The organism is Saccharopolyspora antibiotica, from assembly GCF_047200635.1.
GTDB lineage: Bacteria > Actinomycetota > Actinomycetes > Mycobacteriales > Pseudonocardiaceae > Saccharopolyspora_C.
The window spans coordinates 150,686-172,725 of sequence record NZ_JBJZOI010000002.1 but is presented as its reverse complement, the minus strand read 5'-3'; the positions used below and the strand labels follow the sequence as shown (position 1 = coordinate 172,725).

General features: G+C 68.5%; 21 protein-coding genes, 1 tRNA gene and 2 CRISPR repeat arrays. Of the genes, 8 read left to right on the top strand and 14 right to left on the bottom strand.

Features of this window, described 5'->3' with window-relative positions:
* Positions 1-273: 273 nt before the first annotated feature.
* Positions 274-1,590 (top strand): MFS transporter, encoded by a 1,317-nt coding sequence (locus ACL03H_RS01685; RefSeq protein ID WP_412809224.1) that lies wholly within the window; start codon positions 274-276, stop codon positions 1,588-1,590.
* Between the two features lie 166 nt (positions 1,591-1,756).
* Positions 1,757-2,191 (top strand): DUF1707 SHOCT-like domain-containing protein, encoded by a 435-nt coding sequence (locus ACL03H_RS01680; RefSeq protein WP_412809223.1) that lies wholly within the window; start codon positions 1,757-1,759, stop codon positions 2,189-2,191.
* Between the two features lies 1 nt (position 2,192).
* Here the strand turns inward: ACL03H_RS01680 and ACL03H_RS01675 are convergent, their stop codons facing one another.
* On the bottom strand, positions 2,193-2,651 hold the full coding sequence (locus ACL03H_RS01675) for an NUDIX domain-containing protein (RefSeq protein WP_412809222.1): 459 nt from the start codon (positions 2,649-2,651) through the stop codon (positions 2,193-2,195).
* A 50-nt stretch (positions 2,652-2,701) separates the two neighbouring features.
* Here ACL03H_RS01675 and ACL03H_RS01670 point away from each other — a divergent pair, with 50 nt between their 5' ends.
* The gene (locus ACL03H_RS01670) at positions 2,702-3,763 is read left to right on the top strand and encodes a DNA polymerase IV (protein ID WP_412809221.1); all 1,062 of its coding nucleotides are present in this window, start codon (positions 2,702-2,704) and stop codon (positions 3,761-3,763) included.
* Positions 3,764-3,820: 57 nt separating this feature from the next.
* Positions 3,821-3,894, top strand: a tRNA-Pro gene (locus ACL03H_RS01665).
* Between the two features lie 79 nt (positions 3,895-3,973).
* Here ACL03H_RS01665 and ACL03H_RS01660 read toward each other — a convergent pair.
* The 5 genes from ACL03H_RS01660 to ACL03H_RS01640 form a co-directional block, all read right to left on the bottom strand.
* Positions 3,974-4,366, bottom strand: a complete 393-nt coding sequence (locus ACL03H_RS01660; protein ID WP_412809220.1) for a tyrosine-type recombinase/integrase — start codon at positions 4,364-4,366, stop codon at positions 3,974-3,976.
* Between the two features lie 69 nt (positions 4,367-4,435).
* Entirely contained in the window at positions 4,436-4,609 is a 174-nt protein-coding gene (locus tag ACL03H_RS01655; protein ID WP_412809219.1) for a site-specific integrase, read from the bottom strand.
* A 24-nt stretch (positions 4,610-4,633) separates the two neighbouring features.
* The gene (locus ACL03H_RS01650) at positions 4,634-5,056 is read right to left on the bottom strand and encodes a phage integrase central domain-containing protein (RefSeq protein ID WP_412809218.1); all 423 of its coding nucleotides are present in this window, start codon (positions 5,054-5,056) and stop codon (positions 4,634-4,636) included.
* The gene (locus ACL03H_RS01645; protein ID WP_412809217.1) at positions 5,026-5,322 is read right to left on the bottom strand and encodes a tyrosine-type recombinase/integrase; all 297 of its coding nucleotides are present in this window, start codon (positions 5,320-5,322) and stop codon (positions 5,026-5,028) included. Before ACL03H_RS01645 ends, ACL03H_RS01650 begins: the two co-directional genes overlap by 31 nt.
* Positions 5,323-6,387: 1,065 nt before the next feature.
* A complete protein-coding gene (locus ACL03H_RS01640; protein WP_412809216.1) occupies positions 6,388-6,693 on the bottom strand; it encodes a hypothetical protein in 306 nt (101 codons plus the stop codon).
* A gap of 258 nt (positions 6,694-6,951) precedes the next feature.
* A CRISPR array of direct repeats spans positions 6,952-7,470; the repeat unit is 30 nt; unit sequence CGGACCACCTCCACGTGCGTGGAGAGCACC.
* Between the two features lie 420 nt (positions 7,471-7,890).
* On the opposite strand from ACL03H_RS01640, the gene ACL03H_RS01635 reads away from it, so the two are divergent.
* Positions 7,891-8,307, top strand: coding sequence for a hypothetical protein (locus tag ACL03H_RS01635; RefSeq protein WP_412809215.1), 417 nt, complete (start codon positions 7,891-7,893; stop codon positions 8,305-8,307).
* Here the strand turns inward: ACL03H_RS01635 and ACL03H_RS01630 are convergent.
* Entirely contained in the window at positions 8,304-8,741 is a 438-nt protein-coding gene (locus ACL03H_RS01630) for a hypothetical protein (RefSeq protein WP_412809214.1), read from the bottom strand. The genes ACL03H_RS01635 and ACL03H_RS01630 overlap by 4 nt on opposite strands.
* Positions 8,742-8,893: 152 nt before the next feature.
* Here ACL03H_RS01630 and ACL03H_RS01625 point away from each other — a divergent pair, with 152 nt between their 5' ends.
* From ACL03H_RS01625 to ACL03H_RS01615, 3 genes are all read left to right on the top strand, one after another.
* Positions 8,894-9,805 (top strand): AAA family ATPase, encoded by a 912-nt coding sequence (locus tag ACL03H_RS01625; RefSeq protein WP_412809213.1) that lies wholly within the window; start codon positions 8,894-8,896, stop codon positions 9,803-9,805.
* Between the two features lie 9 nt (positions 9,806-9,814).
* The gene (locus tag ACL03H_RS01620) at positions 9,815-11,023 is read left to right on the top strand and encodes a hypothetical protein (protein ID WP_412809212.1); all 1,209 of its coding nucleotides are present in this window, start codon (positions 9,815-9,817) and stop codon (positions 11,021-11,023) included.
* An 81-nt stretch (positions 11,024-11,104) separates the two neighbouring features.
* Positions 11,105-12,541, top strand: coding sequence for a hypothetical protein (locus tag ACL03H_RS01615; protein WP_412809211.1), 1,437 nt, complete (start codon positions 11,105-11,107; stop codon positions 12,539-12,541).
* Between the two features lie 202 nt (positions 12,542-12,743).
* A CRISPR array of direct repeats spans positions 12,744-15,272; the repeat unit is 29 nt; unit sequence GTGCTCTCCACGCACGTGGAGGTGGTCCG.
* Positions 15,273-15,653: 381 nt separating this feature from the next.
* Here the strand turns inward: ACL03H_RS01615 and cas2e are convergent.
* The 7 genes from cas2e to casA are packed head-to-tail and all read right to left on the bottom strand — an operon-like array spanning position 15,654 to position 21,804.
* Positions 15,654-15,980 (bottom strand): type I-E CRISPR-associated endoribonuclease Cas2e, encoded by a 327-nt coding sequence (gene cas2e, locus ACL03H_RS01610; RefSeq protein WP_412809210.1) that lies wholly within the window; start codon positions 15,978-15,980, stop codon positions 15,654-15,656.
* A gap of 4 nt (positions 15,981-15,984) precedes the next feature.
* Entirely contained in the window at positions 15,985-16,968 is a 984-nt protein-coding gene (cas1e, locus tag ACL03H_RS01605; RefSeq protein ID WP_412809209.1) for a type I-E CRISPR-associated endonuclease Cas1e, read from the bottom strand.
* Positions 16,965-17,663: a type I-E CRISPR-associated protein Cas6/Cse3/CasE gene (locus ACL03H_RS01600; RefSeq protein WP_412809208.1), complete on the bottom strand. Its 699-nt coding sequence runs from the start codon at positions 17,661-17,663 to the stop codon at positions 16,965-16,967. The genes cas1e and ACL03H_RS01600 overlap by 4 nt, the downstream gene beginning before the upstream one ends.
* Complete coding sequence (gene cas5e / locus ACL03H_RS01595) at positions 17,660-18,412, bottom strand: type I-E CRISPR-associated protein Cas5/CasD (protein WP_412809207.1); 753 nt, start codon at positions 18,410-18,412, stop codon at positions 17,660-17,662. Before cas5e ends, ACL03H_RS01600 begins: the two co-directional genes overlap by 4 nt.
* Positions 18,409-19,587, bottom strand: a complete 1,179-nt coding sequence (cas7e, locus tag ACL03H_RS01590; protein WP_412809206.1) for a type I-E CRISPR-associated protein Cas7/Cse4/CasC — start codon at positions 19,585-19,587, stop codon at positions 18,409-18,411. Before cas7e ends, cas5e begins: the two co-directional genes overlap by 4 nt.
* The gene (casB, locus tag ACL03H_RS01585; protein WP_412809205.1) at positions 19,584-20,234 is read right to left on the bottom strand and encodes a type I-E CRISPR-associated protein Cse2/CasB; all 651 of its coding nucleotides are present in this window, start codon (positions 20,232-20,234) and stop codon (positions 19,584-19,586) included. The genes cas7e and casB overlap by 4 nt, the downstream gene beginning before the upstream one ends.
* Positions 20,227-21,804, bottom strand: a complete 1,578-nt coding sequence (gene casA / locus ACL03H_RS01580) for a type I-E CRISPR-associated protein Cse1/CasA (protein WP_412809204.1) — start codon at positions 21,802-21,804, stop codon at positions 20,227-20,229. The genes casB and casA overlap by 8 nt, the downstream gene beginning before the upstream one ends.
* Between the last annotated feature and the right edge of the window lie 236 nt (positions 21,805-22,040).

Below are 22,040 nucleotides of genomic sequence, written 5' to 3'. Positions count from 1 at the left end.
CCGCGCAAGGAACTCCCGAGCAGATCACCCGGCGGTGAATCGAGATCACCTGAACGATGTTTCGTTGCGCGGCAAGGGAAGCAGCGTCACGGGCGACGGCCCTCGGCAGGGCCTCCCGCGACCCGCGCGGCCCGCCGGAATCGGTTTCACCATCTCGGCGTGGCCGATCCCACGTCCACTGGGTGAGAGCCGAGTCCCGCTCACTGGGCGGAGAGGACTACGCTTCCCGTGCTTACTTCTGGTCTGAACATGTGAACAGGGAGGTTCCGGACCATGGCGGTCGGCCACGTTTCCGAGGTCGGCGCGGAGAACCCCGCGCCCCGCAACTCCACTCGTCAGGTCGTGGTGGCCAGCCTCGTCGGAACGTCCATCGAGTTCTACGACTTCTACGCCTACGCCACCGCCGCGGTGCTGGTGTTCCCCAAGCTGTTCTTCCCCGCCGGCGATCCCACCGCCGCCACCCTGCAATCGCTGGCGACCTTCGCCATCGCCTTCATCGCCCGCCCGGTCGGCTCCGCGGTGTTCGGGCACTTCGGCGATCGCATCGGCCGCAAGTCCACCCTGGTGGCCTCGCTGCTGACGATGGGCATCTCGACCGTCCTCATCGGCTTGCTGCCCGGCTACGCCTCGATCGGCGTCGCGGCCCCGCTGCTGCTGGCGCTGTGCCGGTTCGGGCAGGGACTCGGGCTCGGCGGCGAGTGGGGCGGGGCCGCGCTGCTGGCCACCGAGAACGCGCCGCCCGGCAAGCGGGCGATCTGGGGAACGTTCCCGCAGCTCGGCGCGCCGATCGGGTTCTTCGTCTCGAACGGCCTGTTCCTGGTGCTGTCCGAGACGATGGACGACGCCACGTTCCTCGCCTGGGGCTGGCGGGTGCCGTTCCTGGTCTCCGCCGTGCTGGTCGCGGTCGGCCTGTGGGTGCGGCTGAGCCTGCACGAGACCCCGGCGTTCGCGAAGGTGGTCGAAGCCGGTGCCCGCGCGAAGGTCCCGTTCGCCGAGGTGTTCCGCACCGGCCGCACCGGCCTGGTGCTCGGGACGTTCATCATGCTGGCCACCTACGTGCTGTTCTACCTGATGACCGTGTTCACCCTGTCCTACGGCACCGCGGAGTCCGGACTCGGCTTCACCCGCTCGGAGTTCCTGGTGTTCCTGCTCGTCGGCGTGGTGTTCTTCGGGCTGACCACCCCGCTGGCCGGGCTGCTGGCCGACCGCTTCGGCAGGCGACCCACGCTGCTGGTGGTCACCTCGGCGATCATCGTGTTCGGGCTGCTGATGGGCCCGTGGTTCGGCAGCGGCTCGCTGCCCGCGGTGCTCAGTTTCCTCGTCGTCGGACTGGGTTTGATGGGCCTGACCTTCGGTCCGATGGGCGCGGTGCTGCCGGAGCTGTTCCCGACCGCCGTGCGCTACACCGGCGCGTCGGTGTCCTACAACCTGGCGAGCCTGCTCGGCGCCTCCGTCGCGCCCTACGCGGCGACCTGGCTGGCCAGCTCCTACGGGATCGGCTGGGTCGGGGTCTACCTCGCGGCGATGGGGGTGCTCACGCTGATCGCGCTGCTGATCAGCCGCGAGACCAAGGACACCACGCTCGACTGACCCCTGGGCGCGGGCCGCCGCGACCCCGAGACGGCCGCCCGCGCCCCCTAGTACTTCAGGCCGGGGGATCCATCCGGACGACCGATCCGCCCGAGCCGCCCACCGCCCTACCGTTCCCGTGTGACCCGCCGACGGTCGGCGGCACGAAGGATCCGAGGTGAGCGGGTTGACTTCCCCAGACGTTGTGGCCAGCGGCATCCGCCTGTCCGACTCGGACCGGGCGCAGGGGCAGCGGTTGCTCAACGAGCACGTGGCCGCCGGATGCCTGAGCTCGGAGGAGTTCGGCGATCGCGCCGTGCAGGTCGAGCAGACCCGCACCCGAGCCGAGCTCCAGTCGCTGTTCGCCGACCTGCCGCAGCCGCACCCCCGCTTCGACGAGGCCCCGCAACCGGCCCGGCCCGCCGAACCGGTGCCGCGCCGGGAGGAGGTCCCGCACCTGCGCTACGCCGCGACCGCGGTGCTCGGCACCTGCGCCGCCGGAGGCGTGCTGGGCGGCGTGGCACTGCTGGCGCAGGAACCGAAGGTGCTGTTCCTCGGGGTCTGCGTGATGCTCGCGGTCTACCTGGTGCTGCTCGTCAGCGGGGGCAGGCCGCGGCGCTGACTCACAGCGCGTCCAGCAACCTGGTCACGAACTCGGCCTGCGCCGGGACGAGCTTCTCCCGCGCGGCGTCCGGAACGAACCACTCGGCCCGGTCGACCTCCGGCACCCGCAAGGTGCGGCCCGACCGGGGCGGCCAGGCGATCTCGACCAGGTTGCTGCGCAGCGAACCGACCTCGAACTCGCCCTCGGCCGCCCACGCCGCCACGACCTTCCCGCCGCGCTGCCGGACCTCCCCGAGCTCGATCAGCGCCTCCGAACCGGGGCGGAACCCGGTCTCCTCCTCGAACTCCCGCAGCGCGGCGGCCACCGGCTCCTCGTCCGCGCCGAACTCGCCCTTGGGCAACGACCACGCGCCGGCGTCCTTGTTCTTCCAGAACGGTCCGCCCGGGTGCACCAGCAGCACCTCGGGAGCCCAGGACCGCATCCGGTACAGCAGGATTCCCGCGCTGCGCTTCGCCATCCGCCGACCGTACCGCTGCGCGTGCGCGCCCGGGCGGGCACGCTGAACGGGTGGAGCGGGTGGTGCTGCACGTGGACCTCGACCAGTTCATCGTCGCCGTGGAGCTGCTGCGGCGACCCGAACTGCGCGGCCGCCCGGTCCTGGTCGGCGGGACCGGCGATCCCACGAGGCGCGGCGTGGTCGCCGGGGCGTCCTACGAGGCCCGCGAACGCGGCGTCCGCTCCGGCACCCCGCTGCGCACCGCCGCGAAGCGCTGCCCCGAGGCGGTGTTCCTCCCGCTGGACCACGAGGCCTACCTGGCAGCGTCGACGACCTTCGCCGCGGCCCTGCGGGAGCGGGCCGCTCCGGTGGAGGAAGCGGGCTGGGACGAGGCCTACCTCCAGACCGACACCGAGGACGCGCACGCCTTCGCCACCGAGCTCCGCGATCACGTCCGCGCCCGGACCGGCCTCGACTGCTCGATCGGCATCGGCGACAACAAGCTGCGCGCCAAGACCGCCTCCGGCTTCGCCAAACCCGCGTTCGGCGCCGGCGGCGTCTTCCGCCTGGACGCGCGCAACTGGCCCGAGGTGATGCACGGGCTCCCCACCGACGCGCTGCAGGGCATCGGCGCCAAGACCGCGGACCGGCTCGCCCGCCACGGCCTCCGCACGATCGGCGAGCTCGCCGCCGCGGACCGCTTCGCGCTGGCCGAGGACTTCGGCCCCCGCACCGGCCCGTGGCTCGTCGCGCTCGCTCGCGGCTACGACCCCACCCCCGTGCGCGCCGAGCCGTACGAGCCGCGCTCCTACGGCCGCGAGCACACCTTCCAGCAGGACGTCACCGATCCCGCCGAACTCACCGCGGAGCTCACCCGCCTGTCGCACCGCGTCGCCGCCGACCTCACGGCCCACGACCTGCTCGCCGGCCGGGTCGTGGTCAAGATCCGCGACACCCGCTTCCGCACCCGCTCCCACGGAGTCCGCCTCTCCGCCCCCACCCGCTCCCCGGACGCCCTCACCACCGCCTCCGGCGAGGCCCTGGCGGCCTTCGACCTCACGCATCCGACCCGCCTCATCGGAACCCGCGCCGAGCTCCTGACCAGCGCAGAACCGGAAATCGAGGGGGGATGAAGATCCTCTCCGGACGGTGCGCTAAGCTATCCGCACACCGCAAACAACGGGTGTGGCCGGGACGTGGCGCAGCTTGGTAGCGCACTTGACTGGGGGTCAAGGGGTCGTGGGTTCGAATCCCGCCGTCCCGACGGTCTAATTAGCAGGTCAGGCGCCTGTCGTGCAGTCAGCACGACAGGCGCCTTCTGCATTGGGTGACTAACTGAGTGACTACCGCTTCCGGTTCAGGTCCCCGAAGAGGCGATCCATCGTGCTCGCGCCCTCGATGATGACCGGCCTGATCTGCTTCCGGTACACGCTCTCGGTCACCGCGGTGCCGCTGTGACCCACCAGCCGCGCGATGTCCTCCAGCGGCACACCGGAGTCCGACATCAGCGACACGAAGCTGTGCCGCAGCTCAAGAGGAGTCCACTCGGCAGGTACCAGCCCCTGCCCCGCATCCAAGACCACCCGGCGAAACGCCCTGCGAACGTTGTGGGAATCCAGCGGAGTGCCCACCGCCGACGCGAACACCAGGTTGTGCTCCCTCCAAGCCCCTGCCGCGTCGCGCTTAGCCTGCCGCTGCCGAAGGCGATGCAGCCGCAGAGCGACCACACACCGCATCGGGAGCGCAAGCGTCCGACGAGACAGGCAGGACTTCGTGTCGCCACCCTCCCGAACGGATCGCCATACTTAGATGGACCTCGGCGGCGGAGGGTTCCCCTTCCGGGCCCCGTCGAGGTCGACGTGGTCCCACGTCAGCGCCCGCAGCTCCTCGGTCCGCGCGCCGATCAGCATCGACAGCACGATGTAGGCGTGCAACGGCGATTGCTCCGAGGCGGACAGCACCGCCTTCGCCTGCTCCAAGTTCAGCGATTTCGACGGGCGGCCTTACTGCCCGCTCGGGATCTCGCTGAGGGCCACGACATTGCGGCGGATCTTGTCCCGCGCCTGAGCGTGCTTCACGATCCGGCTTAGCAACGAATGCAGGAGCCGCACGGTACGAGTGCTGAGCACCGTGGCCCGCTTCGCGAGCCACTTGTCCACGTCTTCCACCGACAGCTCACGCAGCTTCTTCTTGCCCAGGAAGGGAACGATGTGCCCGTCGACGTGGTGCCGGTAGTTCTCGATCGTGACCTGGGCCCGTCCGCTCAGGCCGTACGCCAGCCAGCTCCTTGCGGCATCCCGGTTGCGTTCGCGCTGCGCGGTCGGAAGTGTTGGCCCACGAGATGTGCGCGGCCCGCCTCGCCCGACGCCGCCACTGGGAAGCGGTGAACTCGCCGTCAGAGCCGCGGCATCGCATCCGAAGTCCAACCCAGCAACAACATCAGGTTCCCGGTGTCCCCACCGACACACTTCCACTCGTGCGCGAAGGTGTGCCGCCACCGGTGGGCGTGCACGTCGGTGACCCCGGCGAGCTCACCCAGCCTCTTAAGCCTGATCTTGATGCCATTGGCACCCAGCGGCCGCCCGTCCCGCGCCGCCAGCCACACGTTCGGCAGCCCGGCCCCCGGATGCTTCGCACGAGCCCGCAGGTAACGACTCAGGGCACGGGCGGTATCCAGCGGAACTGGAGACACAGCTTCCTCTATAGCGGAAACCTAGGTCGGCGAAGCCCTCGCGTCAATCGAGGTCGACCAACCACCAGCACCCGCACACAGCGAAACGGCCCGTCAGTCCACCTCCAGGTGCATGGAGAGCACGGGCGGGGTGCCACATCCGGGGCTCGGTTCCCTGGCCCACCTCCACGTGCGTGGAGAGCACCCGGGTCCGTGGGTCGATCTCCACCGCCACCTCGGAACACCTCCACGTGTGTGGAGAGCACAGCCCGGTCGTGCACCGACAGTTGAGGAGTGGCGGAACACCTCCACGTGCGTGGAGAGCACAGCCGCTGATCGTTCAGCCGGGCGAACCACTCCGGAACACCTCCACGTGCGTGGAGAGCACCGTGGAGCGAACGCCTCGCCGTCGCCCGCCGGCGGAACATCTCCACGTGCGTGGAGAGCACCGTGGAGCGAACGCCTCGCCGTCGCCCGCCGGCGGAACATCTCCACGTGCGTGGAAAGCACCGCGTCCGGCAGCGTCGGCCCGTCCGGGTCGGCGGAACACCTCCACGTGCGTGGAGAGCACGAGTTCCACTGATCAGGCGGGGGTCGGGCGTGCGGAACACCTCCACGTGCGTGGAGAGCACGACCGACAGCAGTTCGAGGACGATCCGGCGATCGGAACACCTCCACGTGTGTGGAGAGCACCTGCCCGAGGCGACCTGGATCTGCGCCGACCTCGGAACACCTCCACGTGTGTGGAGAGCACAACGGCGAGTTCCGTGTGAACACCGATGGACACGGAACACCTCCACGTGCGTGGAGAGCACGTTGACAAGGTCTCGGCGGCGTCGTGACCCCACGGAACACCTCCACGTGCGTGGAGAGCACAGACCGAGCGCGTCCTCGAACTGGTCCTGCAGCGGAACACCTCCACGTGCGTGGAGAGCACCCTTCGCGAACTGGGGTTTTAGGAACGTCGTTGCACGTTTTCGAAGGGACGCATCCCGCGACGGTAGCGCACCGGCAGGTCAGCCCGTGACTTGTCGATAGCTCCGGTGACCGGTGCCACCGAGTTCGTCGAGCTGCTCGGCCACCCGCTCACCGTGGTCGTTGGCCGAGGGCTTGGATGATCTCGGCAACCCACACGAGGGTGTGCTCGTTCATGTGCTCGCCGGTGGCGTGCATCCGCTTGAGCGTGTTCCACGACGACGTCAGCTGACCGAGGGTGAGCTGTTCAGGGGCGGGGACGCTGTAGGGGGCGTAGCGGGCTTCACGGGCAATGGACCAGAAGAAGTCATCGTCGAGTTCGACGACGTCTCCGACGCGCTCCCCCAGGTTGTCCAAGGCTTCGTTGAACACCTGGCGCAACGTCTCCAGCGAGACCGAGCAGTCATCGTCGCGCACAGCTCATCCCCTTGAAACCGCTCTCCCCAAGCCCCGACAGCAACGTCCGGGCGCTGCGAGCCACGAAGCAATTGCACCGCAATGCCGTCCTCCACGACCGCTGCCGCCTGACCTCTGCCCACAAAGTAGACCAAGTCCATACCCACGGCGGACGAGAACACGTTCACACCCCGTCGCCCGACATCGCCGCCCCCTACGAAACGGTCCTCCACGTGCGTGGAGAGCACTAGCGGATGGCCTGCACGAACTGGTCCGCGCCCGGACCACCTCCACGTGCGTGGAGAACACTGGACCGGCTACGGCGGCCTGCCCGTCGCCGTCGGACCACCTCCACGTGCGTGGAGAACACGCGGCGTCCAGGACGTTCTGATCCCGGTAGACCGGACCACCTCCACGTGCGTGGAGAGCACGTGCGCTCGTATTCGGTCAGAACCGCAAGCTGCGGACCACCTCCACGTGCGTGGAGAGCACGCACCTCCGGGCGCCGGCGTCCGCGCGTGCGCCGGACCACCTCCACGTGCGTGGAGAGCACGACGGAGTAGTGCGACATGTCGAACGGTGTTCCGGACCACCTCCACGTGCGTGGAGAGCACCTCGTAAATCTCGGCCGGTGTGACTACGGGTTCGGACCACCTCCACGTGCGTGGAGAGCACCAGGAGAGGGGTGTCTCATAGTCACCCAAATCCGGACCACCTCCACGTGCGTGGAGAGCACCGCAGTCGGCCGGTGCGCACGAGCTCCATCAGCGGACCACCTCCACGTGCGTGGAGAGCACCCCTTCGCGAACTGGGGTTTTAGGAACGTCGTTGCACGTTTTCGAAGGGACGCATCCCGCGACGGTAACGCACTGCACCGTCACCCTTCCCCTCGCGACCTGCTCCGGCTAACGCACCGACTTCACCCGCGATCTCAGCCGAGACGTTCACCAAGTCGTCGACCAACGACCTGGCGTGCCGCAGCGTTGCACGCCAAGGCTCCGTTGACGTCGTCGCTGGCGGCGTAGCCGCCACTCGCCTCGGGCCAACAGCCGTCCCCGCGTCCCGCAGGGTGCCCGACCCGACAAGCCGCTGCCCAGGAGGGCCATGCGCAGCAGCAGGACCGCCCTTCGCCAAGCGCCGCGGGCCACTCGATTCCCGCGTTCCGACGCGCAGTGCTGCGTCCCTTTTCGCGCTGGAGGGGCGCGTTACCCTCCCGCCATGCGGTTCCAGTTCTACGTCGTGCTCCTGCGGTGCAGCGGCGCGTCCGGGATCGGCGTGCTGCTGGGGTGTGCGATCGCGAGCCTGTTCGGGCTCCTGCTCGGACGGATCTCGCTGACTCCCGAATGGCTGCTGGGTGCACCGGTCCTGGCATTGCTCGGTGCAGCGGCCGGGCTGGTCACCGCGAGGCTCACCCGACTTTGGCTGGTTCCCTGCATCGCCCGCCGCCGGCTGCTGTTCACGCTCACCGGCGCCGCAGCGCTTCCGCTCGGGATCGGCGGTATCAACCAGACCGCGCATGCGGCTCCGCCGGGCGTGAGCGTGGTCCTGTTCAGCGCTGCGGTCCTCGTGTGGTTGTGGTTCCGCGGCTTCCAGCGCGAGCTCGCGCTCGTGCGCCAGTACCGGTGGGGCCGCTAGAACTGCACGAACCGCGCTTCGTCCGCGGGGTCGTGCCCGGCTCGCGCCGCGGCGAGAATCCGGCGGGTCTCCTTCACCGAGCCGATCTCCAGCAGGTCGGACACCTGCTCGACGGTCCGGCCACCGATTTCGTGGATCCGCAGAGCCGCCTGGGCTTGTCGATCATGCGAGGTCGCGGTGACCATCCCTAGGTCCACGCGGACACTCTCGATCTTGCGCTGCAACGCGGTGATCTTCTCCTCGGCGGTGCGCTCCGCGGCGGCGATGTCCTCGCCGGCTTCCACGAACTCGGCCAGGGCACCTTCGACTTCCTGCTCGCGACGGCGTTGCTCGGCGAGCTGGTCGAGGTTGCGGCGCCGGGCCGCCTCCAGCCGTTCGCTGATCTTCGTGGACCGGCGGCGGCGCCTGCCGACACCTCGGGCGTCTTCGGTCATCGCGGCCTTCCCCTCTCGACGGTGTTCCGATGCACTGGTCTTGCCAGGCCAGGAACGGTGTCGAGCAAGGTCTCCGGCTTCTGACGGAGCGGGCACGCCGACCCGGAGAGCGCGTCGAGACGGCGGGATCAGCGACGCCGGGACTGGTCCAGGTGGGCCGGTGGAACCTGCTCGCCGAGGCCCACCGCCAGTCCGCCGGGGTGCTGGTGCGCGCGGAGGAGCGCGAAGACCTCGTCGATCGGATCGTGGAGGCCGTCCTCGCCGCGCCGGACACCATCGCGCTGCAGGCGCCGTCGCTGCTGGAGGAGCCGGATTCGTTGCGGCGCGCTAGCGGGGAGAGCGTGTTCACCGAGCACGGCGCCGAGCGCTTCACCACCCACCAGACCCTGCGCGAGGAAGCGTCGCTGGCCGCGTGGGGAGGGCGTCGGGACGGCCATCGGCTCACCGCGAACACCGTCGAAGCTGCTCTGGCGGGCGCGGAGCTCAACAGCGGCCAGCAGGCCGCGGTGCGCGGATTCGCCACCTCCGGCAAGCGGGTCCAGTTGCTCGTCGCGCCCGCGGGAACCGGGAAGACGACCACCATGAAGGTGTTCGCCGAAGCGTGGCGCTCCGCCGGTGGCCAGGTGCACGCCTTCGGGCCGTCCGCACGCGCGGCCCAAGAACTCGGCCACGCCATCGGAGCCCGCCCGCACACCCTGCACCAGGTCACCACCGCGTTGGACCGGGGCAACGCGCACCGCCACTTCCCGTTCACCCGCGGCGACGTGCTCATCATCGACGAGGCCGCGATGGCCGGCACCCACACCCTGCACGCCGTGGTCCGCTACGCGCTGGAGCGGAGCGCGGACGTGCGCATGGTCGGCGACCACCGCCAGCTGACCGCCGTCGAGGCCGGTGGCGCGGTGCGGTGGTTCTCCCAGCACAACGCCGAGTCCGTGCTCAAGCTCCACGAGGTCGTGCGCTTTCACGACCACGAGCAGGCCAAGGCATCGCTGCTGCTGCACGCCGCCGACCCGGGCGGGCTCGACTACTACTTCGACCGCGACCGGGTGCGGGACGGCTAGCTGGAGACGATGCGCGAGGCCGCGCACCGGGCGTGGCGCGTCGACCTCGACGCCGGGCTCCAGTCGCTGCTGATCGTGCCGAGCAACAACGACGTCGTCGACCTCAACCTGCAAGCCCGCGAACTGCGCCTCGCCCGAGGCCACGTGGACGACGAGCGCTCGGTGCGGTTGCACGACGGCACCACCGCCGGCACCGGGGACTGGGTCGTCACCCGGCACAACGACCGGTTGAAGACCCTGTTCCGCGGCGCCGACTTCGTCAAGAACGGCGACACCTGGTGCGTGCGGCGCGTGCTCGACAACGGGTCGCTGGTGCTCCGGCACCAGGCCACCGGCGGCTCGGTGCGGCTACCCGCCGAGTACGTGCGCGAGCACGTCGAACTCGCCTACGCCGCCACCGTCAACCGCGTGCAGGGCATGACCTCCGAACACACCGCCCATGGCGTCATCACCCGTGGGATCTCCCGCGAACAGCTCTACACGATGCTCACCCGCGCCCGAGGGCAGAACCGGCTGTGGGTCGAAACCCACGAGCACACCCTCGACTCCCACCACGAAACCCCGCTGGAGCGCACCGCACGCGGAGTCCTCGAGAACGCACTGCAACGCTCCTCCGCCGAGAACTCCGCGTCCGAAGAACTTCGCGACTCCCTCGGCAGCGAGGAGTCGCTGCGCACCCTCGTCGCCCGCCACACCCACGTCGCCGACCTCGGCCGCACCGAACGCATCGACGCCGTGCTCACCGAGCACGTCCCCGAGCTGCTTGACCTCGACGGAGCCGGAGCGCTGCGTCAACAGCTGCGCAGCGCCGAACACCTCGGCTGGCAAGCCGACCGCCTGGTGCCCGGCCTCGCCACCGGGCTCGAGGAGGCCGACAACCCGGCCGCACTGCTGACCTGGCGCATCGCCGACGTGGTCGCCCACCAGCAGCCGCCCGCGCGCACGGCTGCACCCACATCCGAGCAGCTCACCCGGTGGCGCAGCACCATCGAACGCCACGACCACACCGCCGCGCCGGAAGATCCCGAGTGGAACCGGTTGTGGGAACGCGCCGCCGCAGCGGCCGCCGAAGGACTCGACGCCGACGCCGCGATCCGACGCGCCGCCCACGCCCTCAGCAGGCGCCCACCTACCGACCCGGCACCGGCTTCCACCGCGGCCGACGACATCGTCACGGCCACCTGCGCGGAACAGCGCGGGCACCGGCCGGTTCCCTAGCTCGCGCAAGCTGACTTCCGCAACCTCTCCGCCGACGAGGCCGACTACCTGCACCGGCTCGAGCTGGCCATCACCGACCGCGTGACCGAACTTTGCCAGGCCACCGTCGCCGATCCGCCCCGCTGGGCGGCGGGACTCGGCCCTCGACCGGACGGTCAGCGAGCCGCGCTCCGGTGGGAGGAACTGCTCGGCTACGCCGCCGCCTACCGCGAGACCTACGGTGTCACCTCCACCGACCCGGCACACCCGCTCGGCGAACCACCCGAAGGCCACAACCTTCGCGCCCACGCCTGGCACCGCATCCTCGACCGCTGGGGCCCCGAGGTCGAAGCGAGCCGTGAACCCGGCAGCATCGACGCGAACGACCCGCTGCGGAGGGAGTTCGGCGAACCGCTGATGGCCTCGCTCTCCGAGCCCGACCACCTCGCCGACCTCCGCACCGAAGAATCCCTGTCCCGCACCGTGCACCGCCGCGAGCAACTCGTGCGCACCCTGATCGATCAGGCAGCACGTGAAGCACTGGCGGCCCACGCTCCAGATGCGCTAGGCGCACCCGCCGAGGAATCGCTGCTTCTCACCCTCCGCGCCGCCGTTCGCGAAGGCTGGCAACCACACCGGCTTCTCCCCCAGCTCAACGACCTCGACGGGGCCCACGACCCAGCAGCCCTCCTCGCCTGGCGCCTGCATCGCCACCTCGACGGCCGCGAACCACCAGCACCGACCGCCGAGCCGACCGCTGGCCAGGTCGAGCGCTGGAAGGACCTCATCCACGCCCAGCGCCCCACCGAAGACGTCGGCGGGGCCGAATGGGACATCGTCTGGCGCCACGCCGCAGCCGCCACCTCAGCCGGGCTCGACACCGACCGCGCCCTCAGCGGCACGACCCGCGCCCTCCACACGCGGACCGAACTCAACCCGCGCGAAGTCGCTCAACACCTCGTCGACCACCTCGCCGAACAACGCTCCGCAGGAATCGGACACCACCCCGCGCTGTCCTGGATGAGCACGCCCCCACCCGCCATCGACACCGCGAATCTCGACGAACTCGACCACGCGATCCGCGGGCGCCTCACCGAACTCCGCGAAGCCACCACCGCCGACCCACCCCACTGGGCAACGAAACTCGGGACACGCCCCGACGACCCCCGCACCGCCCACCAGTGGGACGACCTCCTCACCCGCACCGCCGCCTACCGCGAAACCTACGACGTCCGCACCAACCACCCCGACCTACCACTCGGCCCCCAACCCCACGGCGACACCGCCCGCGCCCAGAGCTGGCACACCCTCAACCGCGAATGGAGAACCGCCATGAACACCGAAGACCACCACCGCACCCACCAACAACGCCTCAACACCCTCCGCGACAACGTCACCGACACCCGCGACCACCACCGCGACGACCGGATCGACCACCGCGAACACCTCACCGACGACGAACACACCCGCCGCCAAGCCGAAGAAGAACACCACGACGCACACAGCTCCCGCACCGGCGGCTTGGGCTACGGAAGCTAGATCTCCAGGCTGGTGAACGTCGTGAGGACTTCACCGGCCACGTACCTTGGCGCCCCGGTCCGAATGCAGCCCAGCCTCCGTCGAGACCGCGTCCTCTCGGTCTCCCACTCCCACAGGACCGGCCCGCCCCATGCGCTACGGTCGCGCCATGAAGCACCTCGAAAACGAACAACCGCTCGCCTAAAACCCCAGTTCGCGAAGGGTGCTCTCCACGCACGTGGAGGTGGTCCGTCCTGGGCCGCCGCCGAGTTCTCCGCTTCCAGGTGCTCTCCACGCACGTGGAGGTGGTCCGGCGTGCATCCTGACGGCCACCGCGACGAACGGGTGCTCTCCACGCACGTGGAGGTGGTCCGCAGAACCAGGTCGGCGACGCGCGCCCGCTCGGGTGCTCTCCACGCACGTGGAGGTGGTCCGGTGTCCTCGTCGAGCTCCTTGGCGTTCACTGCGTGCTCTCCACGCACGTGGAGGTGGTCCGGAGTCGAAATGAACGAGAACCGCACGGACGTGGTGCTCTCCACGCACGTGGAGGTGGTCCGGGTTCCCGCACCGGCAACGGGGTCCGCGCCAGGTGCTCTCCACGCACGTGGAGGTGGTCCGTTCCGCCCGGTGCAGTTCACCGGCTTGGTCGCGTGCTCTCCACGCACGTGGAGGTGGTCCGTCCTGCGAGACGGCGTCCTCGGCGAGGGGCTCGTGCTCTCCACGCACGTGGAGGTGGTCCGCGGCCTGGAAGATCACCCACGGCCGCGGAGACGTGCTCTCCACGCACGTGGAGGTGGTCCGAACACCGACGTCAAACCCTGCTCCGCAACGTTGTGCTCTCCACGCACGTGGAGGTGGTCCGATGCAGACCGGCCCCCACCCGCAGGTGAGGGCGTGCTCTCCACGCACGTGGAGGTGGTCCGGGCAACCCGCCCTGCGATCACCCGGTGACGGTGTGCTCTCCACGCACGTGGAGGTGGTCCGTCCTGCGAGACGGCGTCCTCGGCGAGGGGCTCGTGCTCTCCACGCACGTGGAGGTGGTCCGGCCGCACGAAGCCGCGGCTTGCAACGGTGCAGTGCTCTCCACGCACGTGGAGGTGGTCCGCCGAGTGACTGGGCGGGGAGGATTCCGGCTTGGTGCTCTCCACGCACGTGGAGGTGGTCCGGTGTCGCAGTTGATGACGAGCAGCTCGTTCGCGTGCTCTCCACGCACGTGGAGGTGGTCCGGAGCCTCGGGGGTCTCCTCCGGCTGCTCGGTAGTGCTCTCCACGCACGTGGAGGTGGTCCGCTCTTGCGGCGGGAACAGGCCACCCGGGAACCGTGCTCTCCACGCACGTGGAGGTGGTCCGCCAGTCCGGAACGTAGCCGGGAACCATGCTCAGTGCTCTCCACGCACGTGGAGGTGGTCCGGCCTGGACCACCCGGTCGAGCACGTGATCGCGGTGCTCTCCACGCACGTGGAGGTGGTCCGTTCCCCAACGATGCTGCGGCGTTCGTCCGGGCGTGCTCTCCACGCACGTGGAGGTGGTCCGGTAGGGGAACAGCGAGTCGACGGGCAGCCGCGGTGCTCTCCACGCACGTGGAGGTGGTCCGGCTGCACTGCACGAACATACTGGCCACGTAGCGTGCTCTCCACGCACGTGGAGGTGGTCCGCTGTCTGGCATCAGGCGGCCTCCTTCAGGCCCGTGCTCTCCACGCACGTGGAGGTGGTCCGTGTCCGCGCCGCGGCCGCGACGGGTTGAACCTGTGCTCTCCACGCACGTGGAGGTGGTCCGGCGCTCTGCACCGGTCACATCACCCGAACCAGGTGCTCTCCACGCACGTGGAGGTGGTCCGGCAGTTTCCTCTGGCACGCCGACGAACTCGGCGTGCTCTCCACGCACGTGGAGGTGGTCCGCTGTGCGGGACGCGTTCGAACGTGAACGGGAGGTGCTCTCCACGCACGTGGAGGTGGTCCGCTGTGCGGGACGCGTTCGAACGTGAACGGGAGGTGCTCTCCACGCACGTGGAGGTGGTCCGCGCAACCCCGCGCTGCACGCGCAGACCCGCTGGTGCTCTCCACGCACGTGGAGGTGGTCCGGTGGGGTCGTCGTAGTGCTGCTGGGCCGCGGTGTGCTCTCCACGCACGTGGAGGTGGTCCGCCGGACAACTGGTGCCACCGCACCGCATTCGCGTGCTCTCCACGCACGTGGAGGTGGTCCGATCAGGTAGGCGGCGAACGGTTCGGGCGTGCTGTGCTCTCCACGCACATGGAGGTGGTCCGGATGCAGCCCATGCCCCGCCGCTACAGCGCCGGTGCTCTCCACGCACGTGGAGGTGGTCCGGGAGTCCGGGACCCCGTAGAGCGGAGCGCCGCGTGCTCTCCACGCACGTGGAGGTGGTCCTCCCCGGGCAGCACCAGTGCGTACGAGTAGCCGGTGCTCTCCATGCACGTGGAGGTGGTCCGAGGGCGACGACACCCCGGTCACGCCGGTCAACGTGCTCTCAACGCACGTGGAGGTGGTCCGCGCCGGTTCCACGCGGCCTGCTGCGCACGACGGTGCTCTCCACGCACGTGGAGGTGGTCCGTACAAGGCCGGCATCCGCGCCACCGAGCTGCGGTGCTCTCCACGCACGTGGAGGTGGCCCGTCGTCCGGCGACACGTTCAGCGCCCACTTCCGGTGCTCTCCACGCACGTGGAGGTGGTCCGTACAAGGCCGGCATCCGCGCCACCGAGCTGCGGTGCTCTCCACGCACGTGGAGGTGGTCCGACGATCCTGTCCGGATGCGCGGGGATGTTGTCGTGCTCTCCACGCACGTGGAGAGCACGTGGTCTTGACCTCTGCACCGGTCAGGTCAGCCGACTCACCTCCACTCACGTGGAGAGCACCCTGGTCGTCGTGGTTAGTCACGTCGTGCTCCCGACTCACCTCCACGCACGTGGAGAGCACGAATCCGGGCAGCTCCACTCCGTCCGGATTGGCGACTCACCTCCACGCACGTGGAGAGCACCCGGCCACGCTCGACACCGCCGTGTCCGACTACGACTCACCTCCACGCACGTGGAGAGCACTCGCCGGGATCCATCTGCCCGAGGCCGCCAGCCGACTCACCTCCACGCACGTGGAGAGCACCCTTCGCGAACAGGGATTTTAGAAGGGCAATTGTTCGTTTTTGCCATCTTCGTAGCCAGCAGGTGCGTGGAAGCCGATGAGCTGGAGCCCTTCGAAGTCAAGCACGCTCCGGCGCCGCTGCCCTGCAGTGGTGATGGTGTACCGCTGCTCGTTGTCCGACGGGTGTACGCACACCGCCGCTCCATCACCGATGGCGTCGGCTACCTGGTTCCACAGCTCATCGCGTACCCGAGCTGAGATGGAGCCGACGTAGAGGCCTGGCGCCGGCTCGGTAAGCCAGCGCGACAACGAACCGCGCACGTAGTCCGGTACGGCGGTCGTGGAGATGACCACGAGGTTGGGCATCCGCTCAGTCCTTGTCGAGTTCCCGGGCGTGGTTGACACCTGCATCGATCGGACCGAGATCAGGGTCCCACAGGTGGACGAGTTCGATCTCGGTGGGACCGTCGACGTCTTCGGACGACGTCGCACGCCGAGCTGGGTCGAGCAGGTTCTGCACGTCGGTGACGATCCGCGGCAGCAACCGGAAGAGGTGGAAGTCCTTGCGGAGCCGGATGCGTGCGTCGCGGTCCGGCTGGTCGCTGTTGTGCAGGGAGAATGCAAGCGGGATCGTGTGGTCGGCCTTGTACAGGTCCGCGATGTCGTAGACGAAGGAGTGCTGCTTCCCGCTGTGGATGAATCCGAGCGCGGGCGAGCACCCCAGCGCCAAGAGTGCGCTGTGCACCGCGCCGTACAGGGCTGTGTTCGCCGCGGACAAGGCCTGGTTGATCGGGTTTTGCTGATCCCAGTTCGCGGGGTCGTAGTTGCGCCGGAAGCCTCGTAGCTTGTGCCGGTCTGCGAGTGAGCGGTAGAGGATTTTCATGCGTTGGCCCTCTAGGCCGCGCAACGTGTTGAGGTTGGTTCCCTCGGGCACCGGCATCTTGAAGCGCATCTCGTACATCCGGGCAGCGACCGCGAGTCTCGCTTCGTCATCGGCCCAGGCGCGCGCCTGGCGTTCGACCCAGGTCGTCGTCAGGTCGCCGGGTTGAGCGCCGGAGTAGAGCCGGACGCTTCCGGATCCTGTCCACAGCACGGTGGTGTTGTGCCGAGCGCAGGTGGCCATGGCGGGTTGGGTGGCCGAGGTCCCAGGCCCCAGCAACAGGCAGGACAGCGAAGCCACCGGGAGGTAAACACGGCTCGTCGTGCCGTCCGCCTGCTGCACTGAGGCGCAAACCCCGGTGTCGTCTTGGCTGACCCTCACGTGTTCGAGGTAGAGGAAGGACAACGAGTCGGCGACGCGAGGCAGCATTGCGACGGTGGGGGCGGTGAGAAGCCGTCTCGGGTTGTTGATCACGGCGCCTCTTCGGTCAGAGCGAGGCTGAGCAACCCGCATCCGTAGTTGCGTGCGCGGCCGATTCCCACGTTCACCGCTGCACGCAGCCGATCGGGATCGGTCACCACCCCGATGCCATCGAAACGGGTGACACCGTGGACAGCCGTGTAACTCTCCTCGTCACCAGGATTCTTGTCCTTGTTGCGTTTGCTGGCGCGGCCGAGAACGTCGGGCTGTGGTGTCGAGGTCAGTTGCAGCGGGTGCAGCCCGACTTCGGTGGATTTGCGCAGCCACCACAGCTCGGCTTCGGTGCCGTGGAGGTTGGCCAACTTTCCCCGCTTGTGCGGCTCCGCCGCGTTCCCGTGTCGTTTGGTGGCGTTGGCGTCAATCCGGTAGCGCACTCTTGCACCGGTGGTGAGCCGGCTCAGCAGGGGGTTCAACCGTCGTTGCTGCACTTGCGCCGCGAATTCCGACGCCAGCGCGCGAACGTCGGGTTCCAAGGTGAGCTGGGCGAGGATCCGCAGTCCCTGCCGAGGGGCGACCACCTGCTCGACTCGGTAGAGAAGTCCGGCCTCTCGTCTGGCCTCGTCGCCGAGTCCGGCCGGTGCCAAACGCATCAGCTCGCGATGGAGGGCGTGCCCGTTGATCTTGCCTCCGCTGAACAGGCGGCGGCACCCTGAGTTGACTGCGATCGCTACGAGCCAGGTGTCGTTCATGCGGTCTCTCCACGGACGTAATCAGCCAGCCGTGCCGGGTAGTCGCGCAGGTCGCGGACGCCGAGCGCGGGGTCCAGGGATTCGGTGTGGCGCCACACCGGGCGCGGGCGATAGGCACGATCGACGGTGGCGAAGGTGATGGGCACGTCGTGGATCTCGCTGTGGACTTCGTCCACCCTGCCCGTCGGCGTCAGGAAGTCGACTTCGACGTCGGCCCCCTCTCTCACTCGCCGCGCGAGGGGGACACCGGCCCGAAGTTCGGCAATCGGGTCCGAAACAAGGCGGTCCAGCAGCAGCGGCGCGTCCGGCGGGCAAGATCTCCGTCCCAGGAACGGCTGCCACCGAGGTCTGCGCAACCCCGCACGTGCTCGATCGAGGACTTCGTCCGGCCCGGTCACGGCCACGATGAACACCGCGTCGGCCAGGTACTCGCGCCAGGTCTGCAGGGTTCCTTTCGAGTTCGGTCGCCCCTTGCCGTCGGCGGTGGGCACCTTCGGCCCGCGAACGGGCAACGCTCCGCCGGTCGTTTGGTAGTCGACCATGCGGACACCTGGACGGTCGATTCGGATGGTGAACGACAGCTGGGCCAGGTCGTCGAGAGATTCGCCTCGTGACCGTCCGAGCACGCACGCCAGCAGGCCGAGGAGTCCGGAACGAGTCGGGAACGCGGCGGTGTCACGCATGTCGAAGGCGCTGCGTTCTCCCCAGCTCTGCATAGGCCCGGCCAAGCGCAACAAGAACCCGCTCACGGCCGGGCTCCGGGGTAGGCGTTCGTGACGGCCACGCGGATCAGCTCGTCGAAGGACTCGTGCTGCGTTCCGAGCTGGATCTCGGTCGCTTGCCCCTCTGCCAGCGCGGCAGCGGTGGCGGTATAACCGGCGTGGAGCACGTGGTCCTCGCCCAACAACCGCGTCACGGTCCGGGATTGGTCAATCAGCCGATTCACCGATTCGACGAGATGTCCGCGTCGGCCCCACACCGGTGCTTCGAACGCGCTGGCAAGTGAGACCGGGCGGTCGTCGCGCACCGCGATGTGCACCAAGTCGGCCGGGGTCATCGGCGCCGTCGAGTTCTGCTTGCCGGTCGGGAGCTTGTTGAGGAATCCATCCAGGAACGCCGACACCAACGCGGCTGCGGCGCTGGTGTCACCAGCCAGGTTGTTCTCCCCGAGCAGCTCGGTGAGGTTGATGTTGGCGTAGCGGTAGAAGGTTCCTGCGCTGAACATGGCCGTGTTCAGGTGCCCGCTGCCTGTGAGGTTCAGCTGTTCTTCGACATCATCGACAGCGGTGAAGAAGTCGTACTCGACCTGCGTCCCGTGCGTGGTGAACGCATGAGCGACTTGAACTGCACCGTCAACGTTGGCCCCGGGCAGCTCCGCCAGCATCCGGCCGAACAGATTGATCGTTCCGCTGCGGCGACTGAGAATCGCGGCGACTTCGTCGCTGGGAAGCTTCGCTTTGACTTCGGTAGCCTTCTTCGCTCGCTTTGACTCGGCCAAGATCGCGTCACGATGCCCTGCTGCCAGCGCCGCGAGCTCGTCAATCCCGGATTCGGGCAACAGCAGCAACACGTTCGTGGTCAGCACGAGCGAATCGTTGTCGTCCTTGTCCGGCTGGAGGCTGATGCCCTTGCCCGCCGAGACCGCCACCTGAATTCCAGCAGCGTCGGCCTCTTCCTCAGCCCATCCCTGGGCTTGGAGCCGTTCCGAAACTCCGCGCACGACACGACGAGTACGCACGGTCCGCTCACCGAGCTGCTCCTCGACGTGCTTCCGGATGACGCGCTTCCAGCTCTGGCTGGAGATCCTGGTGCGCTCGGCTCCACCGAAGACCACGGTCTTCGGGGCACCGAGGTCATCGCGATTGACGTTCGAGAACGGAAGTGCTTGCAGTACGTGGATGTCAAGATACGCGGGAGTGGTCATGCCTGGTCCTCCTGGGATGCGTCGTCTTCTGGGGTCGTCTTCTGAGTTGCGGAGCGGGCGGTCAAACCCTGGTAGAACTCGCGCAACCAGCCGGCAGCGATGCGTTCACGGTCGATGTCCCATCGAGTCATGTCGTCGACCAGGTGGGTCCACTCGACTTCCACTCCGACTCCGCGCAGGTGGTGCACGAGCCGGGGCAGCTGACGATGAAGGCTGCGGGAGTCACCCCGGCACAGCTGATGAAGACGTGCTTCCACCGACTTTTCGGTGATCTCGCTCCGATTCACCGCTAACGCGCAGCTCCCGCCCAGCGTCCTCGTCCGCTGAGGCCCCTTCTCCTCCGCGTCGGCGGCGGTGACGTCCTGCTTGCGGTTGCCCGCCGGCTGTGCGCACAACATCGCCGCTACCGCGAGGAATGCCTCTTCCTCCCGCTTGGGCAGCCCTGGCGCCAAAAAGGCACTGATCTCCCGGTACGCGCGGAATGTCCGCGGCGAGCCCGGTTCATGCCCGAGAGCGGCCCGGACTGCGGCGCGGCGGCCCGGCGCCAGTAGCACTTCCCGCCGCAGGTGCATGACCATGTCAGCAGCTCTCTTGCGACGTTCTTCGCGGCGCCGCTGAGCGGAACCGGATCCGGAGAGTTCAGTCATTCTCTGCTCCGTTCTGGGTCTCCGAGCCGGACTGGTAGCCGGTCCACAACCTGCGCCGGTTACGCTCGATGATCTTGATTTCCTCAGGCGTTCGCCGAACCATTCCAGTGGCCGTGTCGTAGGACTTCAGCGCTAGGTGGATGAATCGGTTGACGATGTTGAAATTAGGGGGTTGCTCAGTGCTGATCGCCTGCCAGAAGTGGTGTTCGGCCCGTTCCCAGTAGTCGCTCATGCTGGAGTGCAGCCACGGCACACCACCATCCCTGGACTTGCCAGCGCGCGACGGTCGCACACGGACGAGCTCCCACCACGCCTCGGTCAACGCACCGCGGAGATGCCAGCCGCGTACTTCGGCGGCCATTCGCGCGGACCGGAGGCGCCCGAACCGATCCGGATCGACCTGCTGCCACAACTCCTGCTTGGCGGGGGTCGTCCCGGAGTAGAACTGCTTGTCCTTCGCCTGGCTGCGATCTTGCTCGAAGCCCAACGCCTTGATCCGCACAGCTCGCCCTTGCCCCGACATCAGATCGTCGAGGCCTTCGAAGACAACCGGCCGTTGGTGGTCCTCGTGTTTTCCGATCAAGCAATCGAGATCGCGCCACGCCGCGCGAGAAGCTTCCGCCGGCTGCGGATAGGGCAGACCGTCCTTGCTCGTGCGGTAGATCAGGTACGGATCTTGCGCTGGACCGCGGGGAAGGCGCCAGGCCCAGGTGATCCGTGCATCGACAACCGACCCACCGGCCTCGTCCGGCTCCAGGAGGACGGCGTGCTGGAAACGATTCGCCAGCAGCCCGCCGACACCGGTACCTGGTGGGGGCAGGGCGCACGGATCCCGTGGTTCGTCTTCCCACAAAGCTGGGTCGGGCTCCGAAGAAGGCACGAACGGAACGCCGAGGACCAAGGTTTCGAACAGGCTCTCCCCCACCGGGTGGTAAGAGACCGTTCCCCGTAACGGCCCGGCTTTGGTGTCAGCAGCAGCGGTTTCTCCGACTCGCCGAGGAGTGCAGCGCCCTGGTACGCCGAAGTACAGCCAAGCCAGTAGCGCGAACACGGCGTCGGCCGCGGCGAGTGGTGGCGGCTGTTCGTCCACTGTGTGCGCGAGCCATACGAAGCTCTGGCCTGCCGCTCTGCCCAGCCCGAGCTTGTTCACACCGGAGCTTGTCGCTTCCCCCTTAACCGTGCGGCACTCGTCCAGCAGCCGTGGGTCTTGGAGGAACGGCGTACTGCTGGCCGTGTGGAACAGTTCGAACCGGCCCTCGTGTTGAGCGAAGTACTGCTGTACCGCGCCCGGGTCGAATTTCCCCTTGTCCAGTACGGCTAAGCGCGCGTCCTCCCAATCGGTACGGCGATCCAGTGCGTCCAGTCCGCCGATTCGGGCTGCCATCACCGTCAACACCCGAAGGAGGCCCGCCAGTGCCGGGGGGTGCGGCACCTCCACATCGGCGATGTCCGCCGCGCGCACCAGCAGATCGCGAAAGCCAACCGGAGCGTCCGGGTTCCCGGGAGATCGCCCCGGGCGCCAGCGCACCCGGCAGAACCCGCGCTCTGCCAGGTCAAAGCTCGGTGGCATCGTGCCTCCTATCAGCCAGGACATACAGGACGGTTAAGCTGCGTGCCTCTCCACGGACGTGGAAGTGGCCCGGGTCGGGCGAGACGATCGATTTTTCGACATTCGGTGCTCTTCACAGCGGTGAAGGCGATGGAGCACTTGGGCTTCGTACCGCGAACCTGCGGCGCGGCCGCTTCGGCCACAGCCGGACTTCACCCTTACCATGATCATCACCCGAAGGATACGGCCGAGCACTG